This window comes from Singulisphaera acidiphila DSM 18658 (genome assembly GCF_000242455.2).
GTDB lineage: Bacteria > Planctomycetota > Planctomycetia > Isosphaerales > Isosphaeraceae > Singulisphaera > Singulisphaera acidiphila.
The window spans coordinates 955674-979730 of record NC_019892.1 but is presented as its reverse complement, the minus strand read 5'-3'; the positions used below and the strand labels follow the sequence as shown (position 1 = coordinate 979730).

Annotated in this window: 17 protein-coding genes; 9 read left to right on the top strand and 8 right to left on the bottom strand. The window is 61.6% G+C overall.

Annotation, left to right across the window (positions count from 1 at the left end; translation table 11 throughout):
* Positions 1–60: 60 nt before the first annotated feature.
* On the bottom strand, positions 61–921 hold the full coding sequence (locus SINAC_RS03850) for an alpha/beta fold hydrolase (RefSeq protein WP_015244382.1): 861 nt from the start codon (positions 919–921) through the stop codon (positions 61–63).
* A gap of 498 nt (positions 922–1419) precedes the next feature.
* Here SINAC_RS03850 and SINAC_RS03845 point away from each other — a divergent pair, with 498 nt between their 5' ends.
* Positions 1420–4515, top strand: a complete 3096-nt coding sequence (locus SINAC_RS03845; RefSeq protein ID WP_015244381.1) for a sigma 54-interacting transcriptional regulator — start codon at positions 1420–1422, stop codon at positions 4513–4515.
* Positions 4516–4660: 145 nt separating this feature from the next.
* Here the strand turns inward: SINAC_RS03845 and SINAC_RS03840 are convergent, their stop codons facing one another.
* From SINAC_RS03840 to SINAC_RS03815, 6 genes are all read right to left on the bottom strand, one after another.
* A complete protein-coding gene (locus SINAC_RS03840) occupies positions 4661–5962 on the bottom strand; it encodes a hypothetical protein (RefSeq protein WP_015244380.1) in 1302 nt (433 codons plus the stop codon).
* A 385-nt stretch (positions 5963–6347) separates the two neighbouring features.
* Positions 6348–7307, bottom strand: a complete 960-nt coding sequence (locus tag SINAC_RS03835; protein WP_015244379.1) for a DUF6263 family protein — start codon at positions 7305–7307, stop codon at positions 6348–6350.
* Positions 7308–7439: 132 nt separating this feature from the next.
* Entirely contained in the window at positions 7440–8075 is a 636-nt protein-coding gene (locus SINAC_RS03830) for a CPBP family intramembrane glutamic endopeptidase (RefSeq protein ID WP_015244378.1), read from the bottom strand.
* Positions 8076–8097: 22 nt separating this feature from the next.
* The gene (locus SINAC_RS03825; RefSeq protein WP_015244377.1) at positions 8098–8907 is read right to left on the bottom strand and encodes a PhzF family phenazine biosynthesis protein; all 810 of its coding nucleotides are present in this window, start codon (positions 8905–8907) and stop codon (positions 8098–8100) included.
* A gap of 591 nt (positions 8908–9498) precedes the next feature.
* On the bottom strand, positions 9499–11172 hold the full coding sequence (locus SINAC_RS03820; protein WP_015244376.1) for a tetratricopeptide repeat protein: 1674 nt from the start codon (positions 11170–11172) through the stop codon (positions 9499–9501).
* Entirely contained in the window at positions 11169–12164 is a 996-nt protein-coding gene (locus SINAC_RS03815; RefSeq protein ID WP_015244375.1) for a YybH family protein, read from the bottom strand. The genes SINAC_RS03820 and SINAC_RS03815 overlap by 4 nt, the downstream gene beginning before the upstream one ends.
* A gap of 240 nt (positions 12165–12404) precedes the next feature.
* On the opposite strand from SINAC_RS03815, the gene SINAC_RS03810 reads away from it, so the two are divergent.
* The 5 genes from SINAC_RS03810 to SINAC_RS03790 all read left to right on the top strand — a co-directional run bounded on the left by SINAC_RS03810 (position 12405) and on the right by SINAC_RS03790 (position 18255).
* A complete protein-coding gene (locus SINAC_RS03810) occupies positions 12405–12848 on the top strand; it encodes a winged helix-turn-helix domain-containing protein (protein ID WP_015244374.1) in 444 nt (147 codons plus the stop codon).
* Positions 12849–12989: 141 nt separating this feature from the next.
* A complete protein-coding gene (locus SINAC_RS03805; RefSeq protein WP_015244373.1) occupies positions 12990–13415 on the top strand; it encodes an OsmC family protein in 426 nt (141 codons plus the stop codon).
* A 149-nt stretch (positions 13416–13564) separates the two neighbouring features.
* Positions 13565–15163: an ATP-binding protein gene (locus SINAC_RS03800; RefSeq protein WP_015244372.1), complete on the top strand. Its 1599-nt coding sequence runs from the start codon at positions 13565–13567 to the stop codon at positions 15161–15163.
* Between the two features lie 53 nt (positions 15164–15216).
* The gene (locus tag SINAC_RS03795; protein WP_015244371.1) at positions 15217–16686 is read left to right on the top strand and encodes a sigma-54-dependent transcriptional regulator; all 1470 of its coding nucleotides are present in this window, start codon (positions 15217–15219) and stop codon (positions 16684–16686) included.
* 717 nt (positions 16687–17403) lie between these two features.
* A complete protein-coding gene (locus tag SINAC_RS03790) occupies positions 17404–18255 on the top strand; it encodes a YoaK family protein (protein ID WP_244884927.1) in 852 nt (283 codons plus the stop codon).
* A gap of 599 nt (positions 18256–18854) precedes the next feature.
* Here SINAC_RS03790 and SINAC_RS03785 read toward each other — a convergent pair.
* Positions 18855–20255 (bottom strand): trypsin-like peptidase domain-containing protein, encoded by a 1401-nt coding sequence (locus tag SINAC_RS03785; protein ID WP_015244369.1) that lies wholly within the window; start codon positions 20253–20255, stop codon positions 18855–18857.
* A 508-nt stretch (positions 20256–20763) separates the two neighbouring features.
* Here SINAC_RS03785 and SINAC_RS03780 point away from each other — a divergent pair.
* The 3 genes from SINAC_RS03780 to SINAC_RS03770 all read left to right on the top strand — a co-directional run bounded on the left by SINAC_RS03780 (position 20764) and on the right by SINAC_RS03770 (position 23990).
* The gene (locus SINAC_RS03780) at positions 20764–21084 is read left to right on the top strand and encodes a tetratricopeptide repeat protein (RefSeq protein ID WP_015244368.1); all 321 of its coding nucleotides are present in this window, start codon (positions 20764–20766) and stop codon (positions 21082–21084) included.
* A 203-nt stretch (positions 21085–21287) separates the two neighbouring features.
* Complete coding sequence (locus SINAC_RS03775; RefSeq protein WP_015244367.1) at positions 21288–22424, top strand: iron-containing alcohol dehydrogenase; 1137 nt, start codon at positions 21288–21290, stop codon at positions 22422–22424.
* A gap of 396 nt (positions 22425–22820) precedes the next feature.
* Complete coding sequence (locus SINAC_RS03770; protein WP_015244366.1) at positions 22821–23990, top strand: PP2C family protein-serine/threonine phosphatase; 1170 nt, start codon at positions 22821–22823, stop codon at positions 23988–23990.
* The last annotated feature ends 67 nt before the right edge of the window (positions 23991–24057 follow it).

The following is a 24057-nucleotide window of genomic DNA, read 5'->3' as shown; positions in this document are numbered from 1 at the left end:
CCGAGGATGGCGTGCTTTCATAAGATTGACCGAAAGTCAGCGCGGAACCAAACCGCAATTTTAGCAATGCGAGTGGCTGATCTCGCGAAGGAATCGGCGAACCTGTCGCGCAACTTCCTCGCGGTGCGAGAGGAAGGCAATGTGCCCGGCCCCCTCAAGGGTCGCATAGCGGGCCCCTGCGATGTCAGCCGCCAAGGCGCGCTGGCGAGACGGCGGAACGATCGAGTCGCGCGTCCCGGCCAGGACGAGGGTGGGCACGTCGATCCTCCAGAGCCGATCGGAGACATCAAACGATTCCAGGTGCCCAATCCGACGCGCCATCACGCCCTGGTCAGTCTCCCAGCACCGCTCGACCACGAAGTCGGTCAAGGGGCCCGGTTCCGGCTTCCCGCCATGCAGCAGGTTGAAGAACTGGTTCAAAAAGCCGTTGTCGGTGGGAAGAGGGAAGCGCTCGAGGACGCGCCGGGCGATCGTCGTGCCCAGGTTCGTCCGAAACTTCGGCACGACCCCTTGCAAGATCAAGGCCCCGATCCGATGCGGTTGCTCGACGGCCAACTCGAGGGCAATCGCCCCGCCGAACGAGACGCCGAACAGCGACGGCCGCTCAAGGCCAAGCTGCTCGATCAATTGCGAGAGGTCTGCGGCGTGATCGCTCAACCCGCTCACGCAGGAATTCCCCATCGGGAAGCGATCCCCACGCAGCCCCGGAATCGTGACCTGGTAGTGCCGCGCCAATTGAGACGCGAGCGGAGCCAGAAGCTTCCAACCACCCGCCAGACCCGGTACCAAAACCAGTGGATCCCCTTGGCCCATCTGGACCACATCAACCCACTCGCCGTTGATCCGGATTTGGTGCTGCCTCGCCTCATCGATCTGGGACGAGAAGAGCCACCCACCACGATGCCTTGCTGCAATCCGCATCAGACCTCCTCGACTCCGGCTCAAATCTCAGGAGTTGATTGACTCTCGCAATGCCGGTTCGACGCGGTCCTCAATAGGCAGGTTGCGTACCAGAACGAATTCGTCGCCACAAATCGCGAAAACTCGCGGTTTCGACACCCTCTCAACGATTTCATCAGTGCACAAAAGGCCACGCCAGCGATAGCGACTGGCGAATTCTCGGCGCCGAAATCCCGAGAAAGCCCCGGTTCCAAGGGGAATCAAGCCACAGCAAAACTCCTATTTTACCTAATTCACCCATGATTCGCAGAGGTCGTACTCGCCGAAACAACAACCTTTCTGAAAAGCACATACAAATCTCTCTGTTTACCAAAAACACCCAAATCTTCGCCAATTCTCGCTATCGACACTAGATTGACGAAAATTCGCCAGCGAATTCCTTGTGTTTCGGCGCCGATCCGCTAGGGTTGAGGAACTAAGAGTTGCACCAAAAGAAGTTTGTCTGGGCGGGCCTCCTCCATGGATCTTCCTCCGTATCGATCCCCCCATCCCCAGCGCGATCCCTATCCCACGTCTTCGGATCCAAGGGCGGGGGGGGGCACACGGAAGCGTGGTCCTCAGCGGGCGATCTTGATGGGCTTCGGCCTGGTCGTCCTGCTCTACTCCAGCGCGGTCTTCTTTCTCGTCGCCTACATGGGGGACATCGGGGTCCGCTGCATGTTCGGCGTGGAGTTGAAGGAGGACGTACCGGCCTCCTACACCTGGACTCCGGAACGACCCGTCAAGAAAGACACCCTGCTGGAGATCGCGGGGGTTCCGATCACCAATTACACCGATTACACCCGGGCGATTCGCGGCCTGACCGATCGAGTTCACCAGCGGGTCGAAGTCAAGTGGAAGGACCAGCGCGGACAGGTGAAATCGGCGGAGGCGTTGGTGGGCTATCGTCCCCCGAAGACTTACCTCTGGTCGTGGGTCTGGTTCCTCCAGGAGATGGTCATCTTCGCTGTGGGAGCGCGAGTGTTCTGGAAGCGTCCCCACGACGACTCGGCCCGGCTCTTCTTCTGGCTCTGCGTCATGACGGTGGGGGCCTACATGGGAGGCTACCACTGGACCGAGATCGTGGTCGAACCCATTTTGATCTGGGCGTTCGCGATGTTCGCGGTCTTTGTCCCGGTGGTCAGCCTCCATTTCTACCTGGTCTTCCCTCGGCTCAACCCCGTGTTCGCCAGGTATCGGCGTCTGGTACTGGCGACGCTCTACGGGGTTCCCTCAGCCTATCTCTGCGCTCTCTGGGGGAGCATGTTCTGGGCCCGCTGGCTGGGGGGACACGACGGTGGCGAGCGGGTCTTGTCCGCCCTGCGGTTGGTCAAAATCCTGGCGATCGGCTACATCGGCGTGGCGAGCGTGACTTACGGGATCTGCATTCTCTGCCTGATCACAAGCTTCCGCTGCGCGCGAACTCGGGCCGAGCGGCACCAGGTGCAATGGATCGCCCTGGCAGCGGTGCTCGCGAGTTTGCTGATTGCTTATCTGCTCCGTCAGGCCTGGTTCGACCCCTCGACTCTGGGGCGCGACAGCGCGGCCTGGCCAATGTTCGGGGTCTCACTCCTCTTCTCGGTGGCCTACACCCTGAGCATCACCCGGTACAAGCTGATGCAGGTCGAGGAGATCGTCAATCGGAGCGTGGTCTACTTCGCCATCAGCGTTTCGGCGGGCTTGCTCTATTCCTGCGTGCTGTTGGTCGGAGGGGCCATCATCGGCGAGCAGCTTCTCTCGGCCAACCAAACATGGCGTGGAGCGATGGTGGCCGGCCTCTCGGTGATCGTGGTCCTGATTCTCTCGGAACTCGCCCGGGAGCGATTCCAGAAAGCGATCGACCGGCGGTTTTATCGCGAGAAATACAAATTCGACCAGGCGATGCGGAAGATGCGGGTGGCGGTAGGAAGCCTCGTGGACCGAGCCACCTTGGGGCGCAGGTTGCTGGAAGCCGCCGCCGAAGTTTTGCATCTCGAGTGGGGTGCGATTTATCTGAATGAGTCACCAGGGGGGGCATTTCATCTCGTGGCCAGCCAGGGGGTGACCCCTGACGAGACAAAGCTCGGGTCGAGCAACCCCCTGGTGGAGCGGCTTCGCACCACACCTTCCATCCGCGTGCCACACGCGGTGTCACTCTCGACGGCCTCCGACCCCGCGACCGACGCGATGATTGCGCTCGGGGGCGAGGCCGCCCATTCGCTGGGGGCCGACGGCAACCTGGCAGGGGTCCTCGTCCTCGGACCGAAGCGAAGCGGAATGCCTTATGAGGACGAAGAGATCGCCTTCCTTGGAGCACTCAGCTCGGTCGCCACCCTGACGCTGCACTCGGCCGGCATCCAGCAGACCCTGGAAGCACTCAATCAGGAGTTGCGCGACAAGGTCGATAAGATCACCGAGCAGCAACGGCGGATCCTGATCCTTCAGGACCAGCTCATGGATCGAGGCGAGACCCCACTGCAACTCGAGCGGCCGGCCGAGCAGCCCCAAGTCTTTGACAGCATTAAAGGCTCAGGGCCCGCGGTCAAACGAATGATCGAGCTCGCCCGCAAGGTGGCGGCCAGTTCGTCGGCCGTCCTGATCCGAGGCGAGAGTGGCACCGGTAAGGAGGTCCTGGCCGAAGCGATCCACGCCTCCAGCCCTCGGGCTTCGAGACCGTTCGTCAAGGTCCACTGCGCGGCCCTGTCGCAGAGCCTGCTGGAGAGTGAACTTTTCGGCCACGTCAAAGGGGCCTACACCGGCGCTGATCGCGATCGCGTGGGCCGGTTCGAGCAGGCCAACGGCGGCACGCTCTTCCTTGATGAGATTGGAGACATCAATCTCGAGGTCCAGACCAAGCTGCTCCGCGTCCTTCAGGAGATGTCTTTCGAGCGCGTGGGAAGTTCGCAGCCGGTGACGGTCGACGTCCGGATCCTGGCCGCCACCCACCAAGACCTCGAATCCTTGATTCGCACGGGCCGGTTCCGCGAGGATTTATACTACCGGCTCAACGTGATTCCACTCCGCACCCCCTCGCTTCGGGAGCGCAAGGAGGACGTTTTCGAGTTGGCGGTCTACTTCCTGGGCCGACACGCAAAGCGGATCGGCAAGGGGGTGACCCGCCTCGACGAAGAGACGGTCGAGGCGCTGGTGGCGTACGACTGGCCGGGCAACATCCGTGAACTCGAGAATGTGATCGAGCACGCGGTGGTCCTGGCTGATGGGCCGGCCGTAACCCGCGAGGATCTCCCCCTCGACCTGCTCCAACCCAGCCGGCGCAGGCCTCGGCTGGGAGCAACGGCCGCTGCCCAGGGAAGCAGGCGGCCTCAGAAAGAAGCTGTGGTCGCCACGTCATCCTCTCGATCATCGGCCTCAAACTCGAACGCGACTTGGAGCGACCCGGCTTCGACCCCGACTTCTCCCGTCGAGGACGACTGGGACGCCGAGGTGATCGCCTACGAGCGCCAGCGGTTGATCGATGCCCTGCACGAAGCCAACGGCAACAACAGCGAGGCGGCCCGTCTCCTGGGCATGCCACGGAGCACGCTTTGCAGCAAGCTCAAGAAGCACGGCTTACTCAAAAGGCGCGGCTCGTTCTGACACCTTTCGCGTGACACTGACAACACAAAAAAAACTGGCGAACGAGAAGCGGAGCGCTCGCCTCAGCAACTCACAGATCCAGGCCTCTTCATTATCTCGGCGAAGAACCGCCTCAGAGGCGAGCGAACACCCCGGCCTTTCAATTTCAATTCTTCGGCGGGAAGTATGGGATCGGCTCGGGCGCCTTGATCTGGCGGGTGACCGACGCCAGGGAAGGGGAGATCCCGTAGTCGTCGAGGTTATGGTTGTACCGCGCCTGGATCCCGGCCCCGGTATGGCGGAAGAACATGACGTTGAGAATCACCTGCCGCTGATTCGTTTCGCGGACGAGCGGGGTCGCCACAAACTGCAACGCGCTCAGGAGACCAAGAGTCCCCATCGCGATGGCCGGCTTCACCGCACCGCGACGACCGAGCCAGAAGTCGAACCCCTGCGCAGCCCCGAGATAGAGCAAGGGGAGGAAGGGAAAGATCAAGCCGGCGTTCCCGGCGAAAACGAAAAACGAAAAATACCAGGACGGTCCGACCCAGAGCAGAGCCAGGAGAGTCCCACGCCATCGTGAGGAGGAGAGCGAACCGAGACGGCGGACGACCGCAATCGAGAACGGGATCAGGCAGAGCGCTGAGGACCAGGCGAGGAAAAGGCCGTACTTGGTCCCGTTGCGGAGCAGGCCCTCGACAAGTCCTCGGCGATGAAACGAGAAGCCCTCCGCATCCCCCTCGGATTTGGCACGGACCCGCTCCAGGTAGATCTCGACCCCGCCCAGCACCCAGGCCGTACCGAAGAACCAGAAGGCGCAGGCCGTCGCAAGGATCGCGATGGCGATCAACCAGTCGCGCCACCGCGCACGCCCCAGCGCCAGGCAACCGAACCAGAGGGGCGAGCCGAACGCGAGCAGATCCGGGCGGAGGATCATCCCGATCCCGAGGGCGATGGTCGTCCCAAGGAGATCGCGGAAAGCACGACCACGAACAAACCTGAGCCCGAAATAGCCGATCGAGGGCATAACGGCGAGCCAGACCGGATAGCTCGCGATCACGGCCCCGTGCCACCAGACCAGGGGATTGCAGGCAAACGCGAACGCCGTCGCCACGGCCAACGGCCGGGAAACGATCAGCATCGCGAACAAATAAGTGAACGCAACGCCGACGCAGGTCAGCGCAATATTCACAGCCAGGTAGGCGTGGATCGGATTCGCCAAAAAGAGATTGGCCAGCTTACCCAACAGGACATAGCCGATGTTGCCGGGCATCGGCACATCAAATGTGCGATCAAGCGTAAGCGCCTGGATGTAAAGAGGCCCATCTTTACCCATGAACGCGAAGTTATGGAGATAAGGAAGGCGCGTTGCCACAACCCCAAGGCCCAGGAGAGCCACGATCAGGACGTCTCGTCCCGCTCCGGTTGCCGCGTTCTGCTGGCGAACGTTCTCTGCCGCACTACTCATCGGTCTTGATCCAGCCTGGGAATCGCCAGGTGCGGGCATCGTCACAATCCTATCCTCCACGCCACTCCTCCATGCTGCACGCTCCTTCGTTCGGTGTGTGACGGCTCCGACCGCTTTCAAAAACAGGCCTCAATCCCCTTCCGGATTGACGTGGGATGTGATGGTAGCCCCAATTTAAGCCGCCCAGCACTCAGCGGAGGCAGTTCCTCGTAGCTCGGCCGATGGAAACGGCCCCGGACAAATCCCAACGGGCGAGCGGGCCGCCCGGGCCTCGGGAAGCTCGCTCCAAGGGGTTGCCAGCCTGTTCCCAAACGGGCCGGGCTTCAGCACGAGCCAGGCCGATCGGCCTCCGTCGAAAGTCGGAGGCCGACGGAACGAACGGACCTCATGGCTTCGAGGGCTCGGCGTCTTGCCCCTTGACCAGCTTCATGCTTGTGGTCGTCTCGTTCCCTTGAATGATTTGATTCTCCTGCTCCCCCACTTTCAGCTTGAACACCATCTCAAGCTTCTCGCTGACGGTGGATTCGGCAACTCGGCCAACCGCGTTGTCGAAGAAGAAGCTTCCCTTACCCTCTTGAGACTGAACCTTCATATCGAGATTATTGCCAGGCGCAAGCTGGATGTCGACCTTCGTGACCAAATCGATCCGCTCGACCTTCTTCGCGTCGTTGGTCTCGGGACCTTGGTAAGTGTAGGCCTTATCGAGCGTCATCGTACCGATCGGCATCGTGATCTTCGACTCCCGGGTCCAGCTCTTCCCCTTCTCAATATCCTCCTTGGGGACGGCGAGGCTCGACTCGACGACCATGTTCTTCATCCCCTCTTCGGAGAACATCCCCGCGTTCCCCCCGAGCGACCCGGACTTCTTGATCGACTCGAGCACCTTCTCGGGGACTTTGACGTCACTCATTTCGCCTTGCTCGTTCATCTTGAAGGAGAACTCCGCGCCGACCAGGGCCCTCAACAAGGGAACAAGCCCCGCCGCAACCGCTCCCTCAGGGTCTTTGACTTCCTTCGAGTCGAACTCGAAGGGCCCGAACGCCGATTCGATCTTGGTGCGGATGCGAGTGACCTTCTGCGTCAAGTGGGTCAAGCCATCGGCGCCGATCTCCTTGACGACCCACTCCATGTCGATCGTCTGGGACATCGTCGACTTGATGTCTTGAGGCCCCCCTTTGACCGACGTGACCGTCTTCTGATCCATCGCGTAGTGGAGCGTCTCGCCTGGCTGGAACTTCCAGCGCAAGGTCGCGGCCCGCGCAGTCGACCCAGCAAGTCCAGTAACAACCAGCAGTAGCAGCCCGACCAAGCCCCAACGCCACGCCGGTAATGGTAACACTCGCATGACTGGTCCCTTTCCGAAGAGCAAGCTTCTCGCCCGGCCGGACCTCAAGTCCTCAGCTTGGACCGGGTCCCAATTCCGCCAGCATATCCCGAAAAGGTCCCAAAATCATCCGCGCGACCTGAAGTTAGCCCCTCAGCTCGGGATTTGCCGGTCCGCAACGGGTGTGGAAAGCATGCGACCACGGAACAGCGCGCGCAATGCAAGGAAGTCGTAAACGGCATGGGCAATCATGACAACCAACAGGTTGCCGCTGAAAATCCAGACGGCACCGAGGTAGGCCCCAAGCAACCCCGCCACCAGGACATACGTCACCGTAATCGGGTGGACCAGGCCGAACAGGAGACTGGCGGCGACCAGCCCTTCCCAGGTTCCCAGCCAGTGGGCGAGAACCCCTTGGAGGACACCTCGGAAGAGCATTTCCTCTCCGACACCAGCAGCAAGGGCTACCAGGGCGAGGTCGGAGTCAGGCCGAGATCCAAACAAGGGAGTCAACTCAGCTTCGAAGAAGTGGCGGATGCGCTCGAGCGGCCTGATCGGCCACCGCATCAAGAGCTGGAACATCGCATACATCGGCAAGGCGGCGACCACACCGAGGAACGCGTCGCGGATCGACCAGGTAAAACCTTCCAGGGGGGACTGGCCCATGAGCCAGCCGATCGCCAGGGCCAAGGGCGCAAGTCCCCCTTCGAAGAGGACCGCGGCCACGACGACCGTGCCCTGATCCAAGGCGGGGCGACCGGTCGAATCCGATCTCTCTTCGTCCGTCACGATGCAGGGTCCTCTCGGTCAATCAATCAATGCCTGTCGAATCGGCGAGCTCGCCCCGCAGGACAATCACGGCCTGGCCCCCCAGGTGAACCCGAGAGCCGCTCACCCGCACGCGAACCGCACCTCCTCGCGGCGAAGCTTGATAGCCGACAAGCTCGGACTTGCCCAGGCGATCGCTCCAGTAGGGAGCCAAGGCACAGTGCGCTGAGCCGCAGACCGGGTCTTCGTCGATCCCCACACGCGGTGCGAAGAACCGGGAAACGAAGTCGAAGCCGGCCGTCGAAGCCCGAGCCGTGACGATCACGCCGCGGACCGGAATCGCCGACAGTCGCGTCATATCGGGAACAAGGCTTCGGACCACAGCTTCCGACTCGACCTCCGCCAGGCAGTCGTACTCGTTGAACGCCACCAATCGAACGGGCACATTCAACGCACGCGACAGTTCATCAACGGACCCCGTAGCGGGCCCGATCGCTCTGGCCGGAAAATCGAGCTCGATCCATTTTCCCTCGCGCTTCGCGGTTAGGAGTCCGCTTCGCGTCTGAAACCGCGCGACCGCCTCGGGCGGGAGAAATCCCTCTTCCCACAACACATGGGCCGTGGCCAAGGTCGCATGCCCGCAAAGGTCGACCTCTACGGTCGGCGTGAACCAGCGAAGACTGTAGCCATCCTCAACCCGATGAAGGAAGGCCGTTTCGGAGAGGTTCATCTCCAACGCGACATTCTGCATCCAGCGCTCGTCGCGTGGGGAGGACATCACACAAACCGCAGCCGGATTGCCGGCGAACGGCCGGTCGGTAAACGCATCTACCTGGACGATCTTTTGTCCCATAACCGAGATCCCTCGATGCCGGGGAGCGCAAGGCCGACATTGTATCGAACAAGGCGCGATCCCCCAAGCACGTTGACGTCAGACGGCCATTCAAGGTTCGTCCGGATCTCAGCCCGGCTCAAATTTCAAGGCAAAGGTTCTCGACGCGAACCCGACGAGAACCGTGCCCCCCGCTTGGGAAGCGGGATGAGTCAGCATTATTTGAGGCATTCTGTTCGCGATTAGCCGGACCGTTACAAGTCACAGCATTCCGTAAAAATAAAAATCCGCAAATATTTTCACAATTACAAAATACAACCACTGCCCAGATTGCAGCCCAAACCAATCATTACCATGCTCCGCATCATTTACAAAAAAACATATTCAGCAAAATTTTACAAAACAAAACCATGCTGTTCACGTTCTGCAAATTGTCCTTTCCAGAGTTGCGGAGTGCCTGGATCGTTGACTCTCGGTTCTCGTCACCGGCCGAATCCACTTCCAAGGCCGTGACGTTCGTTCAAACGTCTGTAAAAAAAGACCGAGCCGAGACCTTGCCCCAAGGTCTCGACCCGGCTCAACGGAGGTCTCCAGTCGTACTCGGATACCGGCTCACTTGGAGAAGGTGAGTCCCGGCGTTTCCGGTCCGTCGCCAACCACGTGGAAGGTGATGTGGGTGGGATCGCTCCAGCTCACCCGACCGACCAGCGCCGGGCCGTTCTCCTGGGCGAGGGTGAGGATTCCATCGCCAAAGGTGGACGTCCCGCCAAACTGCCGATTCTGTCCCTTCTGAGCGACGTTCCATTGGAACACCCCGCCGGGATTGATCGTCAGGTTGATGGCCGTGTCCGTTGTCGGAGCGGCCTTCCAGGTGCCTTCGATGGTCGCCCCCGCGGGAGGAGTCGTATCGACAAGCGCGGGCTGATTGGCCGGCTGCGCAGCGTCATCCTTGGCATTCGACGGTGCGAGCTGCGCGAGCAATTGCGTGGAGAGCTTGTCGTCCGGCTTGAGTTGGATCACTTGCCGGAGCATGCCGACGGCCGCATCGTTGTGCCCCGCCGCCAGGTACTGATAGGCGAGGACGAAGCGGCCCGAGGCCGAGTCTCGGTGTTGGCCACAGTAGGCCTCCAAGGCACGAAGTTGCGTGGTGTAGACGTCGATACCGGGGTAGAGGCTGATGAGCGTGGTCCAGTCCCAGCCGGGCCCGACCGAGAGCACGGCGTAAAGCGGGGCCGCGGCCTCGTCGTATCGCCCGAGCGCGAACAGAACCAGGCCACGGAACTCGTGCAAGGCGGAATCGTTGGGCATCGTCGCAAGCGCCTGGTCCGTCAAGGTGAGCGCCTGGGCGTAGTCCCCCTTCATGAAAAAGGCCCGCGCATCGTCGAAGAGCTGGACCGCCTGATCGGTCACCGATTGCGCGGGGGCCGCACTCGTCGTGTCGATCGGCTGGGCGTAGTCGTACACGGGCTGATCGACCACCCCCGGTGACGCGATGTAGTACGGGTTGGAGTAGGGCATGTACCCCCAGTTGTAGAGCGATGAGCCGAAACCCCAAGGCGAGAGCCCCCATCCCAGCCCCAGCCCCGCTCCGAACCCCCAGGCACCACCGCCCCAGTAGCCGCCTCGCCAGCCCCAGGCGTTCGAATTGTGCCCGTTCCAATAGCCGTGCACCCACCCGTTGTGGTAGCCGGAGTAGGCATTGTTCCAGCGTGAGCCATTCCCCCAATGCGAATTATTCACATTCACATTGTTGATGCGGTTAATGTTCCCGCTATTGTTATTGATCCGATTGATGTTTCCGGAATTGACACCGATGTTTGTGCGATTGCTGTTCGTGAAATTGGCGCGGTTGCCGCCATCGAACGAACGGTTGATCCCGGTGTTGATGTTTCGGTCGCCAATTCCGACGTTGGTGCGGTTGCCGACGCCGAAGCGGTTGTCACCCCCGAAGCCCGCTCGACCGCCGTAACCGCCCCCGTAACTGCCAGTGCCACCAAAGCCGCCGCCACGGTAGCCGCCCCCCTCGAAGCCACCGCCACGGTAGCCGCCCCCTTCGAAGCCGCCGCCGCGGTAGCCTCCGCCACTAAAACCACCACCACGGTAGCCACCGCCACTAAAACCGCCACCACGGTAGCCACCGCCACTAAAACCGCCGCCGCCACCGCGGAAGCCGCCGCCGCCGCCTCGGCCACCTCCGCCAAAGCCGCGGGCCCCGGCGGGTTGCTCAACAACGTGCAAGGCGAGAACTAAGGTCAACGCAATCAAGGTGGTTCGCTTGGTGCTCATCGTTTGTCCCTCGCCGGAGTTGTAGACGGGGCTGCCTTCTCGCCCTCCTGAGTCCCGGGGGCGGGAGGGATTTTGACCATGAGAAACGACATCTCCTCCGGGAGCGCCTCGCCACCGACGACCCGATCGATCGACGCCCAGCGCACGCGGTTCGGCGTCTCCAAGACGATGACACGCGTGGCAGAGGACGTGCGACCGTCGGGCAAAACCCCCGCGTGTTTCACGACCCAGTTCTTCTCGCCGGCTCGTGCCCAGAGCCCTTCGCTGTGTCCCCCTTCGGAGTCGAATTCCCAGGACTTGAAACGCTCTGTCAGCGGATCCCAGCCAATCCGTTGCGTAATGCTTGTGGCGGTCGCTCCCTGAACCTGCACCGTGATGTCGCGGAGTAGGAAATTCTCGTCCTTCGACCAGTGACACTTGGTCCGTACAATGGAGTCGGAGCCCTCATCAGTCCATTCACCGAGCATCCACTCGAGTTCTTTCAGCCGGTCGTGCGGTCGAACCACGAGATCTTTCGCTTCGCGAACGCTGTCCATATACCAGCGCCCGTCCTGCTTGATGTGAATCACAAGGTGCCGGCGGGACACCGGAGCGCCACCGGCCGGGGTCACCGTGTTCCGCCCCTCTTCCAGGGCCACGTCAGGGCTGATGAAGCGAAGCGAGTCGATCGCCAATGCAATCTTGTCGCCCGGCTCCTCCTTGAATGTGGCGGCGAGAGCCTGCTCGATCGCCTCCCGGCCGCGGATCCGGACTCCATCGCCATCAATCACATCCGCGTTCTTCGAGAACTGTTCAGCCAAGGCATGAGCATCCCCCGCGTTATACGCCCGCGTGAACGCCTCGGCCGACGTACGAATCGCTTGCTCGTCGGCCGATTGGGCTTTCGAGTCCGACTCGACCCCGGACGAAGCAGGTTTCGGACCTTGGTCGTCGCCAAAGGCAGGAGCGACGACAAATGCCGCCGCCCCAAGGATGGCCACCGCATACCTCATGATCCTGTAGCTCCTGACCGGAAACGATGGGTTCGATTGGGTACGAAACTTATCGGCGGAATCAGTCGCTCTAAAAGGCTACAACCTCTATTGTAAGCTGGCCTGAACCGGATTCCGCCAACTATTTATAGGACATGGAACGGACGTCGCCCCGGCACGAGGACGGTGGAGCAAAAGTCGTTCCCGGAAGCTCCCGTCGGGCCTTCCCCAGTCGCTCACTTTTCGGATACGCTATCGGGCATGGCACCCTCAAAGACACCCACAGCAGATCCCCAGGTGCAGGTCAGGCCTCGCGTCAAGGTCTGGTTCGAAGCGGAAGGGGGATACAGCTTTGGCTTCGGCCTGATCGCCATCCTCCAGGCCGTCGACCGCGCGGGGTCGATCAAGCAGGCGGCCAGCGAGCTCGGCCAGAGCTACCGCCACATCTGGGGGCGGATCAAGGCCGCCGAGCAGGCCCTGGCCCACCCCCTGGTCGAGACCCAGGTCGGCGGTCAAGGCTCGAATCGAAGCGGCCTGACCGAGTCCGCCCGACGGCTCATCACCGACTTCCTCACCATGCGAGATCGCATGTTCCAGGTCATGGAAGACGAGTTCGCGCCGCCGCCAGAGCCCGATCAAGGCCCGACACCGCCCCCGCACAGCCCAGCGCTCAATCCGGACCGAACGCCTTCCGTCGACGCCTGAATGATCCTCGACCTCTCCAATACACCGGTGGCCCGAACGGCCAGCGCCCCCAAAACGATCCGAACCCACGAGTATGCACCACGGGCAGCCGTAGCTCCTTCATTCCGAACCGTTCCGACACCCACTTACGGAGCACTCAACATGAAGACCCATGGATCAGCCGCCTGGCAAGGCGGGATCAAGGACGGCAAAGGCACCATCTCGACCCGGAGCGGTGCTCTCAAGGACTATCCGTACGGCTTCAGCAGTCGCTTCGAGGGCAAACCCGGCACCAATCCCGAGGAACTGATCGGCGCCGCCCACGCCGGCTGCTTCACGATGGCGCTCTCGCTGATTCTCGGCGAAGCGCAGCTCACGGCCGAACGCATGGAGACCACGGCCGAAGTCACCTTGGAGCAGGTCCCCGACGGCTTCGCCATCACGGCCGTCCATCTCACCTTGAAAGCCAAGATCCCCGGCGCCGACCAGGCAAAGTTCGAGAAACTCGCCGGCAAAGCGAAGGCCGGTTGCCCAGTATCCAAGCTTCTGAACACCAAGATCACCCTGGAGGCGACCCTGGAGAGTTGAGCTCCCGGCAAGCTCCGCGACAGCCCCAAGAACATGGGTGGCCTACCGGTCACCCGCGTCATGTGACGCGAAAGTGTCAGGTGGGCAGCGGCCCGAAGAAAATACGGCCGGGCTACGGATTTCGCTCCCTACCGAGGAATCAAGCGACGTTGAATCGACCCCTGACGAGTCAAACGGGTTCCCCGCGTCTGGCCAAGCGGGTCTTGGCCAGACTGATCGCGCCCGTGGTGATGGTAAGTCTTTTGTTGATGGCCGTTGGATCCGTGGCCGCATACCACGTGCATCGGCTCCAGCAGGACACCACGGATTTGCTGACGCGTGACGTCTCCGGCATCCGCGCGGCCGAAGAGCTTGTGATCACGATCAGCCAGATCGAGACCCATGTCGATCAGTTCCTGCTTACAGGTGATCGTCGACACCTCAACCCGATTCCGTCCCATCGTGGCGAGATCGACCGGTGGCTGGGCGAGGCCGACCGGCTGACGACGACGAGTGAAGAGCAATCTCTGCTGACTCAGGTCCGATCCGGGCTCGATCACTTCTGGGGAATCCTGACCGAGCAGAGAAAGGGAAAAGAAGCCGAAGTTGCGGATGAATCCACTCGTGACGCATTCGCACGACACTTCAACTCGCAAATTCTCAGCAAATCTCAAGAATATCTCGATGCCATGGAGGAAGAGGTAGAGACCGCCAGCGCCCAGAACCAGGCAATGCCAAGCCGAGTGGCCGTGGTGCTGCTCCTGCTGGGAACCTGTGGGGCGATTGCCGGCCTGCTGGCCGGTTTCGGGATCGCGCGTGGGATCAGCCGCTCGATCGCCCAGCTCAGCATCCCCATTCGGGACGCGGCGGGCAAGCTCAACGAGGTGGTCGGCCCGATCACGTTGTCGCCCGCCTGGGATATCGACAGCCTCGAAGCCGTCTTGCGGGAGATGGCCAACGAGATCGGTACGGTCGTGGCGCGGCTGGAAGTGAGCCGGCGCGAGGTGCTTCGCGGCGAACAGTTCGCGGCCCTCGGCCAGATGGCGGCCGGCCTCGCGCACGAACTCCGCAACCCGCTGACATCCATGAAAATCCTGGTCCAATCGGCCACCGAGCGAGGCGACGAGGCCGGTTTACGAGGCCGATCGCTGGAGGTCCTGCTCGAAGAAATCACCCGGCTGGAACATTCGATTCAAGGGTTCTTGAACTTCGCGAAACCGCCGGAGGTCGAAAAACGGGTCTTCGCGTTGAGCCCCGTTCTGGAACAAATCCTCGGCCTTGTCGCCACGCAGGCGGCCCTCAAGTCCATCGCGATCTCGTACGACCTGCCCGAGGCACCAACCATCATCGAGGCGGACATCGGCCATCTCCGCCAGGTGCTGCTCAACCTCCTGATCAACGCCATGGACGCCACGCCGGAAGGTGGCACAATTCAGACCCGGATCGTGCACGACATCGACAACCAGGGCCCGGAAGAGGGGGGGCGAGCCGGTAGTCCGGCCGTCGTTGGTAAAGGGACTATGCGCTGGCTCTCGATCCAGGTTCTCGACAGTGGGTGCGGATTACCGGCCGACCTGGGCGACCGGATCTTCGAACCGTTCGTGAGCACGAAAGAGACCGGCCTCGGGCTGGGGCTCTCGATCTGCAAGCGGATCGTCGAAGCCCACGGTGGCCGGATCACCGCTGCCGACCGGCCAGAGGGGGGAGCCGTCTTCACCGTGCGCCTTCCCTTCGTGGGAACCAGTCCCACACCGGCCGAACCGAACTAAACCGGACAAATCCGGTATGATGGACAAGAACGACCGGACCTGACGGAGCAAATATGGAGGCGACCGTGCCCCGGCTACTTGTGGTGGATGACGAGCCCAATGTTCTCTTCTCGCTTCAGGAGAGCTTGAAGTCGGAGACGCTCGAGGTTTTCACCGCGCGCACGGCCAAGGAAGGGATCGAGCACGTGCAGAGGCAGAGGCCCGACGCCGTGATTCTCGACGTGCGTCTGCCCGACATGTCAGGCCTGGACGCCTTTGACCGGATTCGCCAGATCGACGCGCGCCTGCCTGTGATCGTGATTACCGCGTTCGCCGCGACCGAGACGGCCATCCAGGCCATGAAGCGCGGGGCCTTCGAATACCTACTCAAGCCGCTGGACCTCGGCGTGCTCCGCACGGTCCTGGCCAAGGCCCTCGAGCAGAATCGGCTGACCCACGTCCGTGCCCTCTTCGCCGACGAGGAGGAACCGGAGGACGTGGCCGTCGACCGCATCGTCGGCCGCTCGCCCGCCATGCAGGAGGTTTACAAGGAGATCGGCCGCGCAGCCAGCCAGGACGTGACCGTGCTGATCCTCGGCGAGAGCGGGACCGGCAAGGAACTGGTCGCCCGCGCGATCTACCAGCACGGTCTCCGCAGTAAAGGGCCCTTTCTCGCGATCAATTGCGCGGCGATCCCCGAGACCTTGCTGGAAGCCGAGCTCTTCGGCCACGAGCGCGGCGCCTTCACCGGAGCCGACCGCCGACGGATCGGCAAGTTCGAGCAGGCCGACGGCGGCACGATCTTCCTCGACGAGATCGGCGACATGTCGCGCGCCACCCAGGCCAAGATGTTGCGGATCCTCCAAGACGGCCGGTTCGAACGACTCGGCAGTAGCAGCACGATCCAGGCCAACGTGCGATTGATCGCCGCCACGAACCGCGACCTGGATTCCATGATCGGCGAAGACCGGTTCCGCCAGGACCTGTACTATCGGCTCAACGTGTTCACCATCGCCTTGCCACCGCTCCGAGAACGGCGAATCGACATCCCACTCATGGTCGAACGCTTCGTCAAAATCTTCAACCGCGAGTTGGGCAAGCAGGTACGCACCATCTCACCGGAAACCATGCACCTCCTGGAATCCAGGGAGTGGCCCGGTAATGTCCGGGAACTGCAAGCCACGATCAAATATGCCCTGGTCCACGCGACGGGGGATATCCTCACCCTCGATTGCCTCCCGGCGGCCCTCCGCTCCGAGTCAGCTTCGACCCCGGCGTTCTCAATGGCCGAGACCGAGGTACTCGATATCGCTCGGCTCGTCCGCAGCCTGATCCAGGGTGGAGACCACGACCTCTACCAGAAGGTGATTTCCGCCGTCGATCGGGTCGTCCTCAAAGAGGTTCTCAACTCGGTTCACGGCAATCAGTTCCGTGCCAGCGAGTTGCTCGGGATCTCCCGCAATACGCTACGGAGCAAAATCCGAGCGGCCAAGCTCGCCATCGAAAAGCAGGTCTGGTCTGAATCTGACCACGACGGTCACTAATTGCACTCCCCTCACGGATCCATTCGGCTCCAACCGCGTCGCCGTTGCGGTTGGAGCGAATTCGCAAGCGCACGATAAGTCACGCTCAATCCAGGGGTTACGAAATCCACAACCCGCAATCACGGATTCCTTCGTTCCATGGTATGTCCCTTGCTTTCAAGTGATGGAGCCACGCGATTCTCGGGAGCACCAAACTTCCGAGAGCCCCCCCTCGCGTGGCTCTTGATACAATGGGTGTGCGATGAGTCAAGGATCATTCACGACGACGGATCGTCAGGTCGTCGCGAGTCTGACAACGCAGGTTGAGGTCAGGAGAGCGCGAGTCGTTGGAATGCGGCACGCTCGCCCTCAGGCCCTGGCATCGCCAACGAACGCGGAAACATCTTGGTTTTCGGCCTGTTCACGGTCATCTGAACCGGACGGAGTTGTCGTCACAAGGTGGCCCGCTCTGGGAAACGTCGAACGATAGCCTATCGGCAACGGAGGTTAATCCAACACGAGGTCGGTTTACCGACCCATTCGTAACGGTGGACCTGGTCGTCCGTCACGCTCAAACCCCCTATCATCTTGACAAGCCCTAATCATGCTGATTTACTGATTTTTCAACAAAGATGACTCCACCAAAAAAAATGTGCGTGACGGACGACTGATCCGCTGGATGATGTGATTGACAATGGACAGCGGCCCAGCTCGAGGCGGTTTGATTGCCGAATGAATATGGATGTTTTCAAAAACGTGGTGGCCCCGCGAAATCAGGTTCTCTGGTTGATCCTGGCCTTCCAGAGCGGTTTCATGAACGCGGGCGGCTATCTGGCGGTCCACCGCTTTGTTTCCCACATCACAGGATACGGCACGTACGTTGGCGTTGCCCTCGCCCAGAAGCAATACCTGGGCGCCTTTGAGATGGCTCTGGGGCCTCTCTTCTTTCTGGCGGGGGCGATCGTTGCCGGCTGGCTCGTTGATCGGAGGATGATCCTCGGCAAGTCGCCGAACATCGAAGGCGGGATCATCACGCTGGCCGTCTTGAATCTGATTATTTACCTCGGTGAATTCTCGGAGTATTTGGGCACGTTTGGGGAACCTCTGGTCCTCCAGCGTGACTTCCTTTTGCTCTTCATCCTTTGCTTCGCCTGCGGCCTCCAAAACGGCCTTTTCTCCGGCGCGACGAAAGGGCAGGTTCGCACCACCCACCTGACGGGGCCGATCACGGATATCGGCATCAACATCTCAAAGATCTTTACCCTTCAGCACGGTGCCCCGGAACGAGGTCAACTCACGGCCATGAACTGGCTGAGAGTCAAAATCATCGTCGCCTTCTCAAGCGGGTCGCTCATCGCCGCTCTGGTCTTCACGGAGTTGACGTACGAGGGTTTCGCGGTTCCCTGCGCGATTTCGCTCTTTCTCGTCTGGTACGTTCGCCGTCTGGTGAAGAGCCATGAACGCGAGGAAAATTCGATGGCGGACCAAACGGCCTCGCTCCTCGTCCCCACCGAACCCGTCAGCGTGCAAAACGGAGCCGAGGATCCGGCGAACGCTCGGGCAAAGACCGTAAAAACGGGCCACCAATAACGTCCCAGGTCTCCCGACGGAACATGGGGCCCGGACAAATAGGCGGGGCGAGTCCGCTTTTGCTCCCCTCAAACAGATTCGCTCGCCCGTAAGGCGAGCGGAGAGGGGGGCGGATCGCTCCCTTGTCTTGGGAATTGGCGTGCGAATCGCCCCGAAGACTGGGAGCGATCCGCTCTCCGCTCACTCAAAGTCTGTCCCGGAAGGCGAATCGCACCGGAGTGTTTGCTAATCTTCCGGGTGCCCTGCGGTTCCGTACTCGGACTCTATGCGGGAACGCCTTGGCCTGGGGTGCACGGGTTCCGAGTACGGAGCCCGTCGCACCCGAACGTCCTTCATTTCCCGGTGCAGCCTGGCCTTCCGAGACAGACACTCACCTGAACAATGAACCAAGACAGGGAACTGATGCTCCCACTCGCCTTACGGGCGAGCGAAAAGAACCAGGCGAGACAAGAGAGCAATCCGCTCTCCGTTCGCCTGGAAGAGATCCCAACGAGAAGGCCGCCCAGGCGAAGAGTCGCATGGGCGGCCTGCGTGTCGTCCGTCAGAAATCGAGCGACAGAGCAGCCGGAGGCATGGCACCTCCGGCTCTGTACGAACGGTTAACGGCTTAACGTTTGGCGGGTGGTGGCCACCTCGGCGATGCTCATGGAGTGGCGTTGAAGGCCATTGCGACGGACGATGTAGAACTGGAGCAGTTGGGACTGGGTGACCTCGGGCTGGCGCAGGATGAAGAGAATGTTGTCGGGGCGGATCGTCTCCCAGTGCCGTTCGCCGACGTTGACGCCGACCAGGATGTCCCCCTTCTGGATCTGCGCCTGAGCGCCCGGGCTACCGGGCGAGACCGCCTGAACGAAGAGGCCGCCGCGAAGCTTGGGCGAGGCGGCCACGACGTACTCGGGCGTGACCGGGGTGGTCTTCAGGCCAAGCGTCCTCCACACCTGCTCGCCGGCTTCGACGGGAGCCGAGGCGCGGGGCAGGGGCTGAAGCCCAATCGCAACCGTTTGGTCCTGCCCCTTGCGGCGGATCCGGATCGAGGCTTGCTGACCGGCACGGAAGTCGAGCAGGCCGCGCTCGATGTCAAGCGGAGTATGCACATCAAGCTCGCCCACGCGAATGACCTGGTCGCCCGCCAGGAAGCCCGCCGCCGCCGCCGGACTGTTCGGCTGCACGTCGACCAGCTCGACCTTGCGCACCGCGCTGTTCCGCGTTTCGTCGGCCACCAAGCCGTGCCAGGTTGAGGCAAGCCGGCGCGTGCTGAGCATCTCGGCCGCCACCCGCTTCACGTCGTCGATCGGCAGGGCAAAACCAATCCCTTGGGCTCCCGCTCGAACCGCGACGTTGATCCCGATCAGCTCGCCGTCGATATTGACCAACGCCCCCCCCGAGTTCCCCGGGTTGATGCAAGCGTCGGTCTGAATCAGGTTGCGGTAAACCTGCTCGTCGGACAGCGTCACGTTGCGGTTCAGAGCGCTGATGATTCCCACCGAGACGGTGTTCTCATAGCCGAACGCGTTGCCGATCGTGATGACGTCCTCCCCAACCAGAAGGTCGGCCGACGAGCCGAGAGTGATGGCGGGCAAAGGGCGGTTGGCATCGATCTTGACCATCGCCAGGTCCATCGCCTCGTCATGCTGAACCACATGCCCCGGGTAGTTCGTCCCGTCCGCAAGGTGGACCTCAATGCCCTGCACTTTATCCACGACGTGATGGTTGGTCAGGATGTAGCCGTGGCCGTCAACAATGACCCCGGTCCCCATCCCGCTCACCCTGGGGCGCTGATTCTCTTCCGCCGTGAACGGCCAGCGACTCGACGACGAAGCCTTCTTCTCGCTCGAGATACTTACAACGCTCGGCTGAACTTTCTGAACCGCCTCGACCACGGGGGTCCGGCGCGAGGAAGCACAGGCCGGACGAGGCGCTGGCCACATTAGGACCGTCAGACCTAAGAGCGCTAAACTCCAGACTCGCTCCGGTCCGCGTCGCTTCAAGAGCAGTGGCACGGTGGTGGTCCCCACTTTGGGAATAACAGGGCCAGGTCGACGGCCCAGCTCGAGCCGAGGATCCTCGTTCGTATCGATCCGGAAGCCTCGCTAACGACCGACAGGATCTCAGACCCGCTCGATACCAGGCTTCCGACTTGCTTTGGATCGGGTTACCCGAAGACCCAGCTTGAGTGCAGACGACCAGATTTAGCCTAGCTTCCCTATCTATCTTAATTTTCGGCAAATTTTTCCCATCTTATCATTCCCCACAATCAAGCCCATTTCATTGTGAACCTAGGAAATCTAAAACGATCAGGTCAGGGAATCGTAGTCGATTTGACGCGTGACAGGGTTGAGGTTCCGCGCTCTCACCGCTTCGCCCTCACAAGAGGGAAGGATCAGGTAAAAACGACCGGCAAGGAACGTGTCCTCGTTGGTTGACAGTGGGCCGGGAGGACCGTTAGGCTTGAGCGGGTCGTTCGGCACGACAGGCGCGCTGAGGGCAGGCCAGGTTCGAGGGGGTTTAATGGCGGAAAAATCATCGCGTCGAGTGGCTCTGGAGCAGAGCCTCGCCGAGGATCCGACCGACACGTTTTTGCGATACGGCCTCGCCTTGCAGTGCCTGCGTGAGGGAGACGTCGAAGAAGGGCGTCAGCGTTTGCTCGCATTGATCGCCGACCACCCCGAAGATCAGGTCGCGGCCTATCAGCAACTCGGCCAATCCTTGATGGAGTCGGGCGAGTCTGCCCGCGCCGCCGAGACGCTACGACTGGGGATCGAGAAAGCCAAAACGCGGGGCGACTGGCACGCGGCAAGCGAAATGGATGGCTTGCTCGCGCAGCTCTGAGGAATTTAAGCACGGAATGCCCCGGAGAACTCAGAGCGAAGAGTTCTGAAGAACAGCAAAAAGAATTGATTTCATGCAATTTTATTGTCACTTAAAATTTGCACTGAAATCGATCTCGTTTTCCGTGGTGTGATTCGGGTTCAATCCTCCGCGCAGTCAGCCTTGAATCGATGCAAAGCCAAGCCGCCTGCGACGGAGCCGCGATGCCCGCGACATTCACCTTTCCCAACCGAATCCTCTTTGGAACAGGTGCGCGGAGGTTGCTGACCGAAGAGTTGGCCCGTCTTGGCGTTCGCCGGCCGTTAGTCGTCACCGACCCCGGCTTGCGAACGACGGGGTTAGTGGACGACGTGCTTTCGGGGTTGGACGATCCAGTCGTCTTCGATGGAGTTCAGGCCAACCCGACCGAGGCCGACGTGCTGGCCGGCGTGGACCGCTACCACGCACAAGAGTGCGACGGACTGATCGGCCTGGGCGGAGGGAGCCCGATCGACGCGGCGAAGGCCGTCCGCCTCATGGTCACGCACCCGGGCCGCCTGGCCGACTACGACCTGACAGCCGGCGGGCTCGAACGGATCACCCCGAACCTCCCCCCGATGGCCGCGATCCCAACCACCGCCGGGACCGGCACCGAGGCAGGGCGGGGGACCCTGATCCAGCTTCCCCAGACCGGGCGCAAGACCATCGCCCTCAGCCCTCACTTATTGCCAAGCGTCGCGCTCTGCGATCCGGAACTGACCCGCGACTTGCCGCCTGCCCTGACGGCCGGAACCGGCATGGACGCCTTCACGCACTGCATTGAAAGCTACCTCTCCACCACGTATCATCCTATCTGCGATGGGATTGCGCTCGAAGGCCTGCGCCATATCTCACGAGGCCTCGAGGCCGCCGCCCGCAATGGAACGGACGAGGCGGCCCGCGAATCGTTGATGATGGGGGCACTCCTCGGCGGGATCAGCTTCACGAAGGGGCTCGGCGTAATCCACTCGCTCTCGCACGCCCTGGGATCGGAGGGGAGGGTGCATCATGGGACGCTCAACGCGATCCTGCTCCCTCATGCCTTGCGATTCAACCGCGAAGCCGCCACCCCCCGCCTGGCCGACCTTGCGGCCCGACTGGGCCTGGGGCGGAGCGGCGAGGGCCCCGAGCACTTGATCACGCTGACCGAACTGGTCCTGATCCGACTCCCCCTGCCGCGGCGACTCCGTGACCTGCCCGGCCTCCGTCACGACCGGATCGCCGAGTACGCCCGCCTGGCCATGCTCGACCACTGTCACAAAACGAACCCCCGCCCCTGTAGCCAAACCGACATGGAAGCGTTGCTCGACCGGGCTTGGTGAGGCCCGAACCACCTCCATCGCAACCTCGATTCAAGCCGAACAAACTCAGGACCTGCTCCCGATTTTCCGAGTCCGGCCCCGGGGGATGCGCCTCTAGACAGTGGTGCCTGCCGCTCCGTATCGTGAGTACAGTTCACGCATTCTGATAATTCCTCAGAGAGAAGCAGGAAAAGGATATCCGCATCAGCGTCCCAATGAGCGATCGTTTTTGGCGGCCTCGGAGAGATAAAAGTCTTATTTTCACATTTTTCGTTTCCAGCAACTTGCACACTTGGTGATGGCCGGCCGCCTCCTCGAGGCTGCAAAATGCGGACAATCCTTTTCTCGTTGCTTACTTAAGATACGATGCAAGCGATCAAGTGGCGGTCGCTCCCGGGCGTGGTAGAGGAGATCGGGATGTCAGCGTCGCGTCGCATCTTGCTGGTCGAAGATAGTTCTACCATGCGCCGAATGCTCTCGACCCTGCTCCAGGACGAGGGTTACGAAGTCGCTCTCGCCAAAGACGGTAAGGAGGGACTCGCCAAGGCTCATGAGCTCCCGCTCGTCGACCTGATTCTCACCGACTTCGAAATGCCCGAGTTGAACGGCGCCGGGCTCTGCGGCGCATTAAAGGCGGACGTCGACCTCCGCTCGATTCCCGTGCTCCTGCTCACCACCCTCTGCGAGACCGAGAACAAGGTGCTCGGGCTCGATTCCGGGGCGGACGACTACATCCAGAAGCCGAAAAGCCCCGAGGAAATCAAGGAACTATTCGCCCGGATCCGGGCCCACCTGCGGATTTCCGACCTCCGGAGCGAACTCGCCGAGCGGAACCGACTCCTCGAGGCCGCCCACAAGAAACTGAGCTTCGAACTCGACCTGGCCCGCAAGGTGCAACAGGCGATGATGCCCCGGCCTCCCCAGCCGCGCGGAGTGCTCCAGGTGGCCGTCCGATACACCCCAGCGAATCAATTAGGGGGGGACATCTATGACTTTTATCGGCTGGACAAGATGCGGTTGGGCATCCTGGTGGCCGACGTCTCCGGGCACGGCGTCAACTCAGCCATGCTCTCCGGCATGGTAAAAACGCTCGCGGCGCCCTTGTCGATCGCGGTCATGGAGCCGGGCGAACTGCTGGCCGGCCTCGACGTCGCGGGGGAACAGTTCTTCCCTGAAGGCTATTTCTGCACGGGGTTTTACCTGATCGCCGACGAGGAAACCGGGCTGCTCCGCTACGCGGGCGTGGGGCATCCCCCGGCGATCATCGTCGGCCCGAACGGGCCGCGATTGCTGATTTCAAACCCAGGCATGCTGGGAATCGGCATGGTTGACGGCACAGCCGGCAACAGCGACCGGCTCGCCCCGGGGGAATCGCTCATCATGTACACCGACGGCCTCACCGATGCGATGGATCCCAGCGACGTCCTGTTTGGTGAACAGCGTCTGACGACGGTCCTCCAGGCCCACCATGGCGCCGATCCTCTGGAAATCCTCAACCAGGTCGATCAGGCAGTGGCCATCCACACCTCTCCCGGCCGCGCATCAGACGACATCAATATCATTGTCCTCCAGCATCCTGTTGGATGAATGCTCCCTCTCGCCATCGACGCGTGATAGACTGAATCAGCTCGAGAAAATTCTCGTTCGAAAAGAA

Bases quoted from the DNA above. Each gene is read 5' to 3' on its own strand.
- SINAC_RS03795 (WP_015244371.1), top strand. From the start codon at position 15,217: ATGGAGGCGACCGTGCCCCGGCTACTTGTGGTGGATGACGAGCCCAAT.
- SINAC_RS03815 (WP_015244375.1), bottom strand. From the start codon at position 12,164: ATGAGGTATGCGGTGGCCATCCTTGGGGCGGCGGCATTTGTCGTCGCT.
- SINAC_RS03845 (WP_015244381.1), top strand. From the start codon at position 1,420: ATGGATCTTCCTCCGTATCGATCCCCCCATCCCCAGCGCGATCCCTAT.
- SINAC_RS03770 (WP_015244366.1), top strand. From the start codon at position 22,821: ATGTCAGCGTCGCGTCGCATCTTGCTGGTCGAAGATAGTTCTACCATG.
- SINAC_RS03835 (WP_015244379.1), bottom strand. From the start codon at position 7,307: ATGCGAGTGTTACCATTACCGGCGTGGCGTTGGGGCTTGGTCGGGCTG.
- SINAC_RS03805 (WP_015244373.1), top strand. From the start codon at position 12,990: ATGAAGACCCATGGATCAGCCGCCTGGCAAGGCGGGATCAAGGACGGC.
- SINAC_RS03810 (WP_015244374.1), top strand. From the start codon at position 12,405: ATGGCACCCTCAAAGACACCCACAGCAGATCCCCAGGTGCAGGTCAGG.
- SINAC_RS03825 (WP_015244377.1), bottom strand. From the start codon at position 8,907: ATGGGACAAAAGATCGTCCAGGTAGATGCGTTTACCGACCGGCCGTTC.
- SINAC_RS03840 (WP_015244380.1), bottom strand. From the start codon at position 5,962: ATGAGTAGTGCGGCAGAGAACGTTCGCCAGCAGAACGCGGCAACCGGA.
- SINAC_RS03820 (WP_015244376.1), bottom strand. From the start codon at position 11,172: ATGAGCACCAAGCGAACCACCTTGATTGCGTTGACCTTAGTTCTCGCC.
- SINAC_RS03790 (WP_244884927.1), top strand. From the start codon at position 17,404: ATGGATGTTTTCAAAAACGTGGTGGCCCCGCGAAATCAGGTTCTCTGG.
- SINAC_RS03780 (WP_015244368.1), top strand. From the start codon at position 20,764: ATGGCGGAAAAATCATCGCGTCGAGTGGCTCTGGAGCAGAGCCTCGCC.
- SINAC_RS03775 (WP_015244367.1), top strand. From the start codon at position 21,288: ATGCCCGCGACATTCACCTTTCCCAACCGAATCCTCTTTGGAACAGGT.
- SINAC_RS03850 (WP_015244382.1), bottom strand. From the start codon at position 921: ATGCGGATTGCAGCAAGGCATCGTGGTGGGTGGCTCTTCTCGTCCCAG.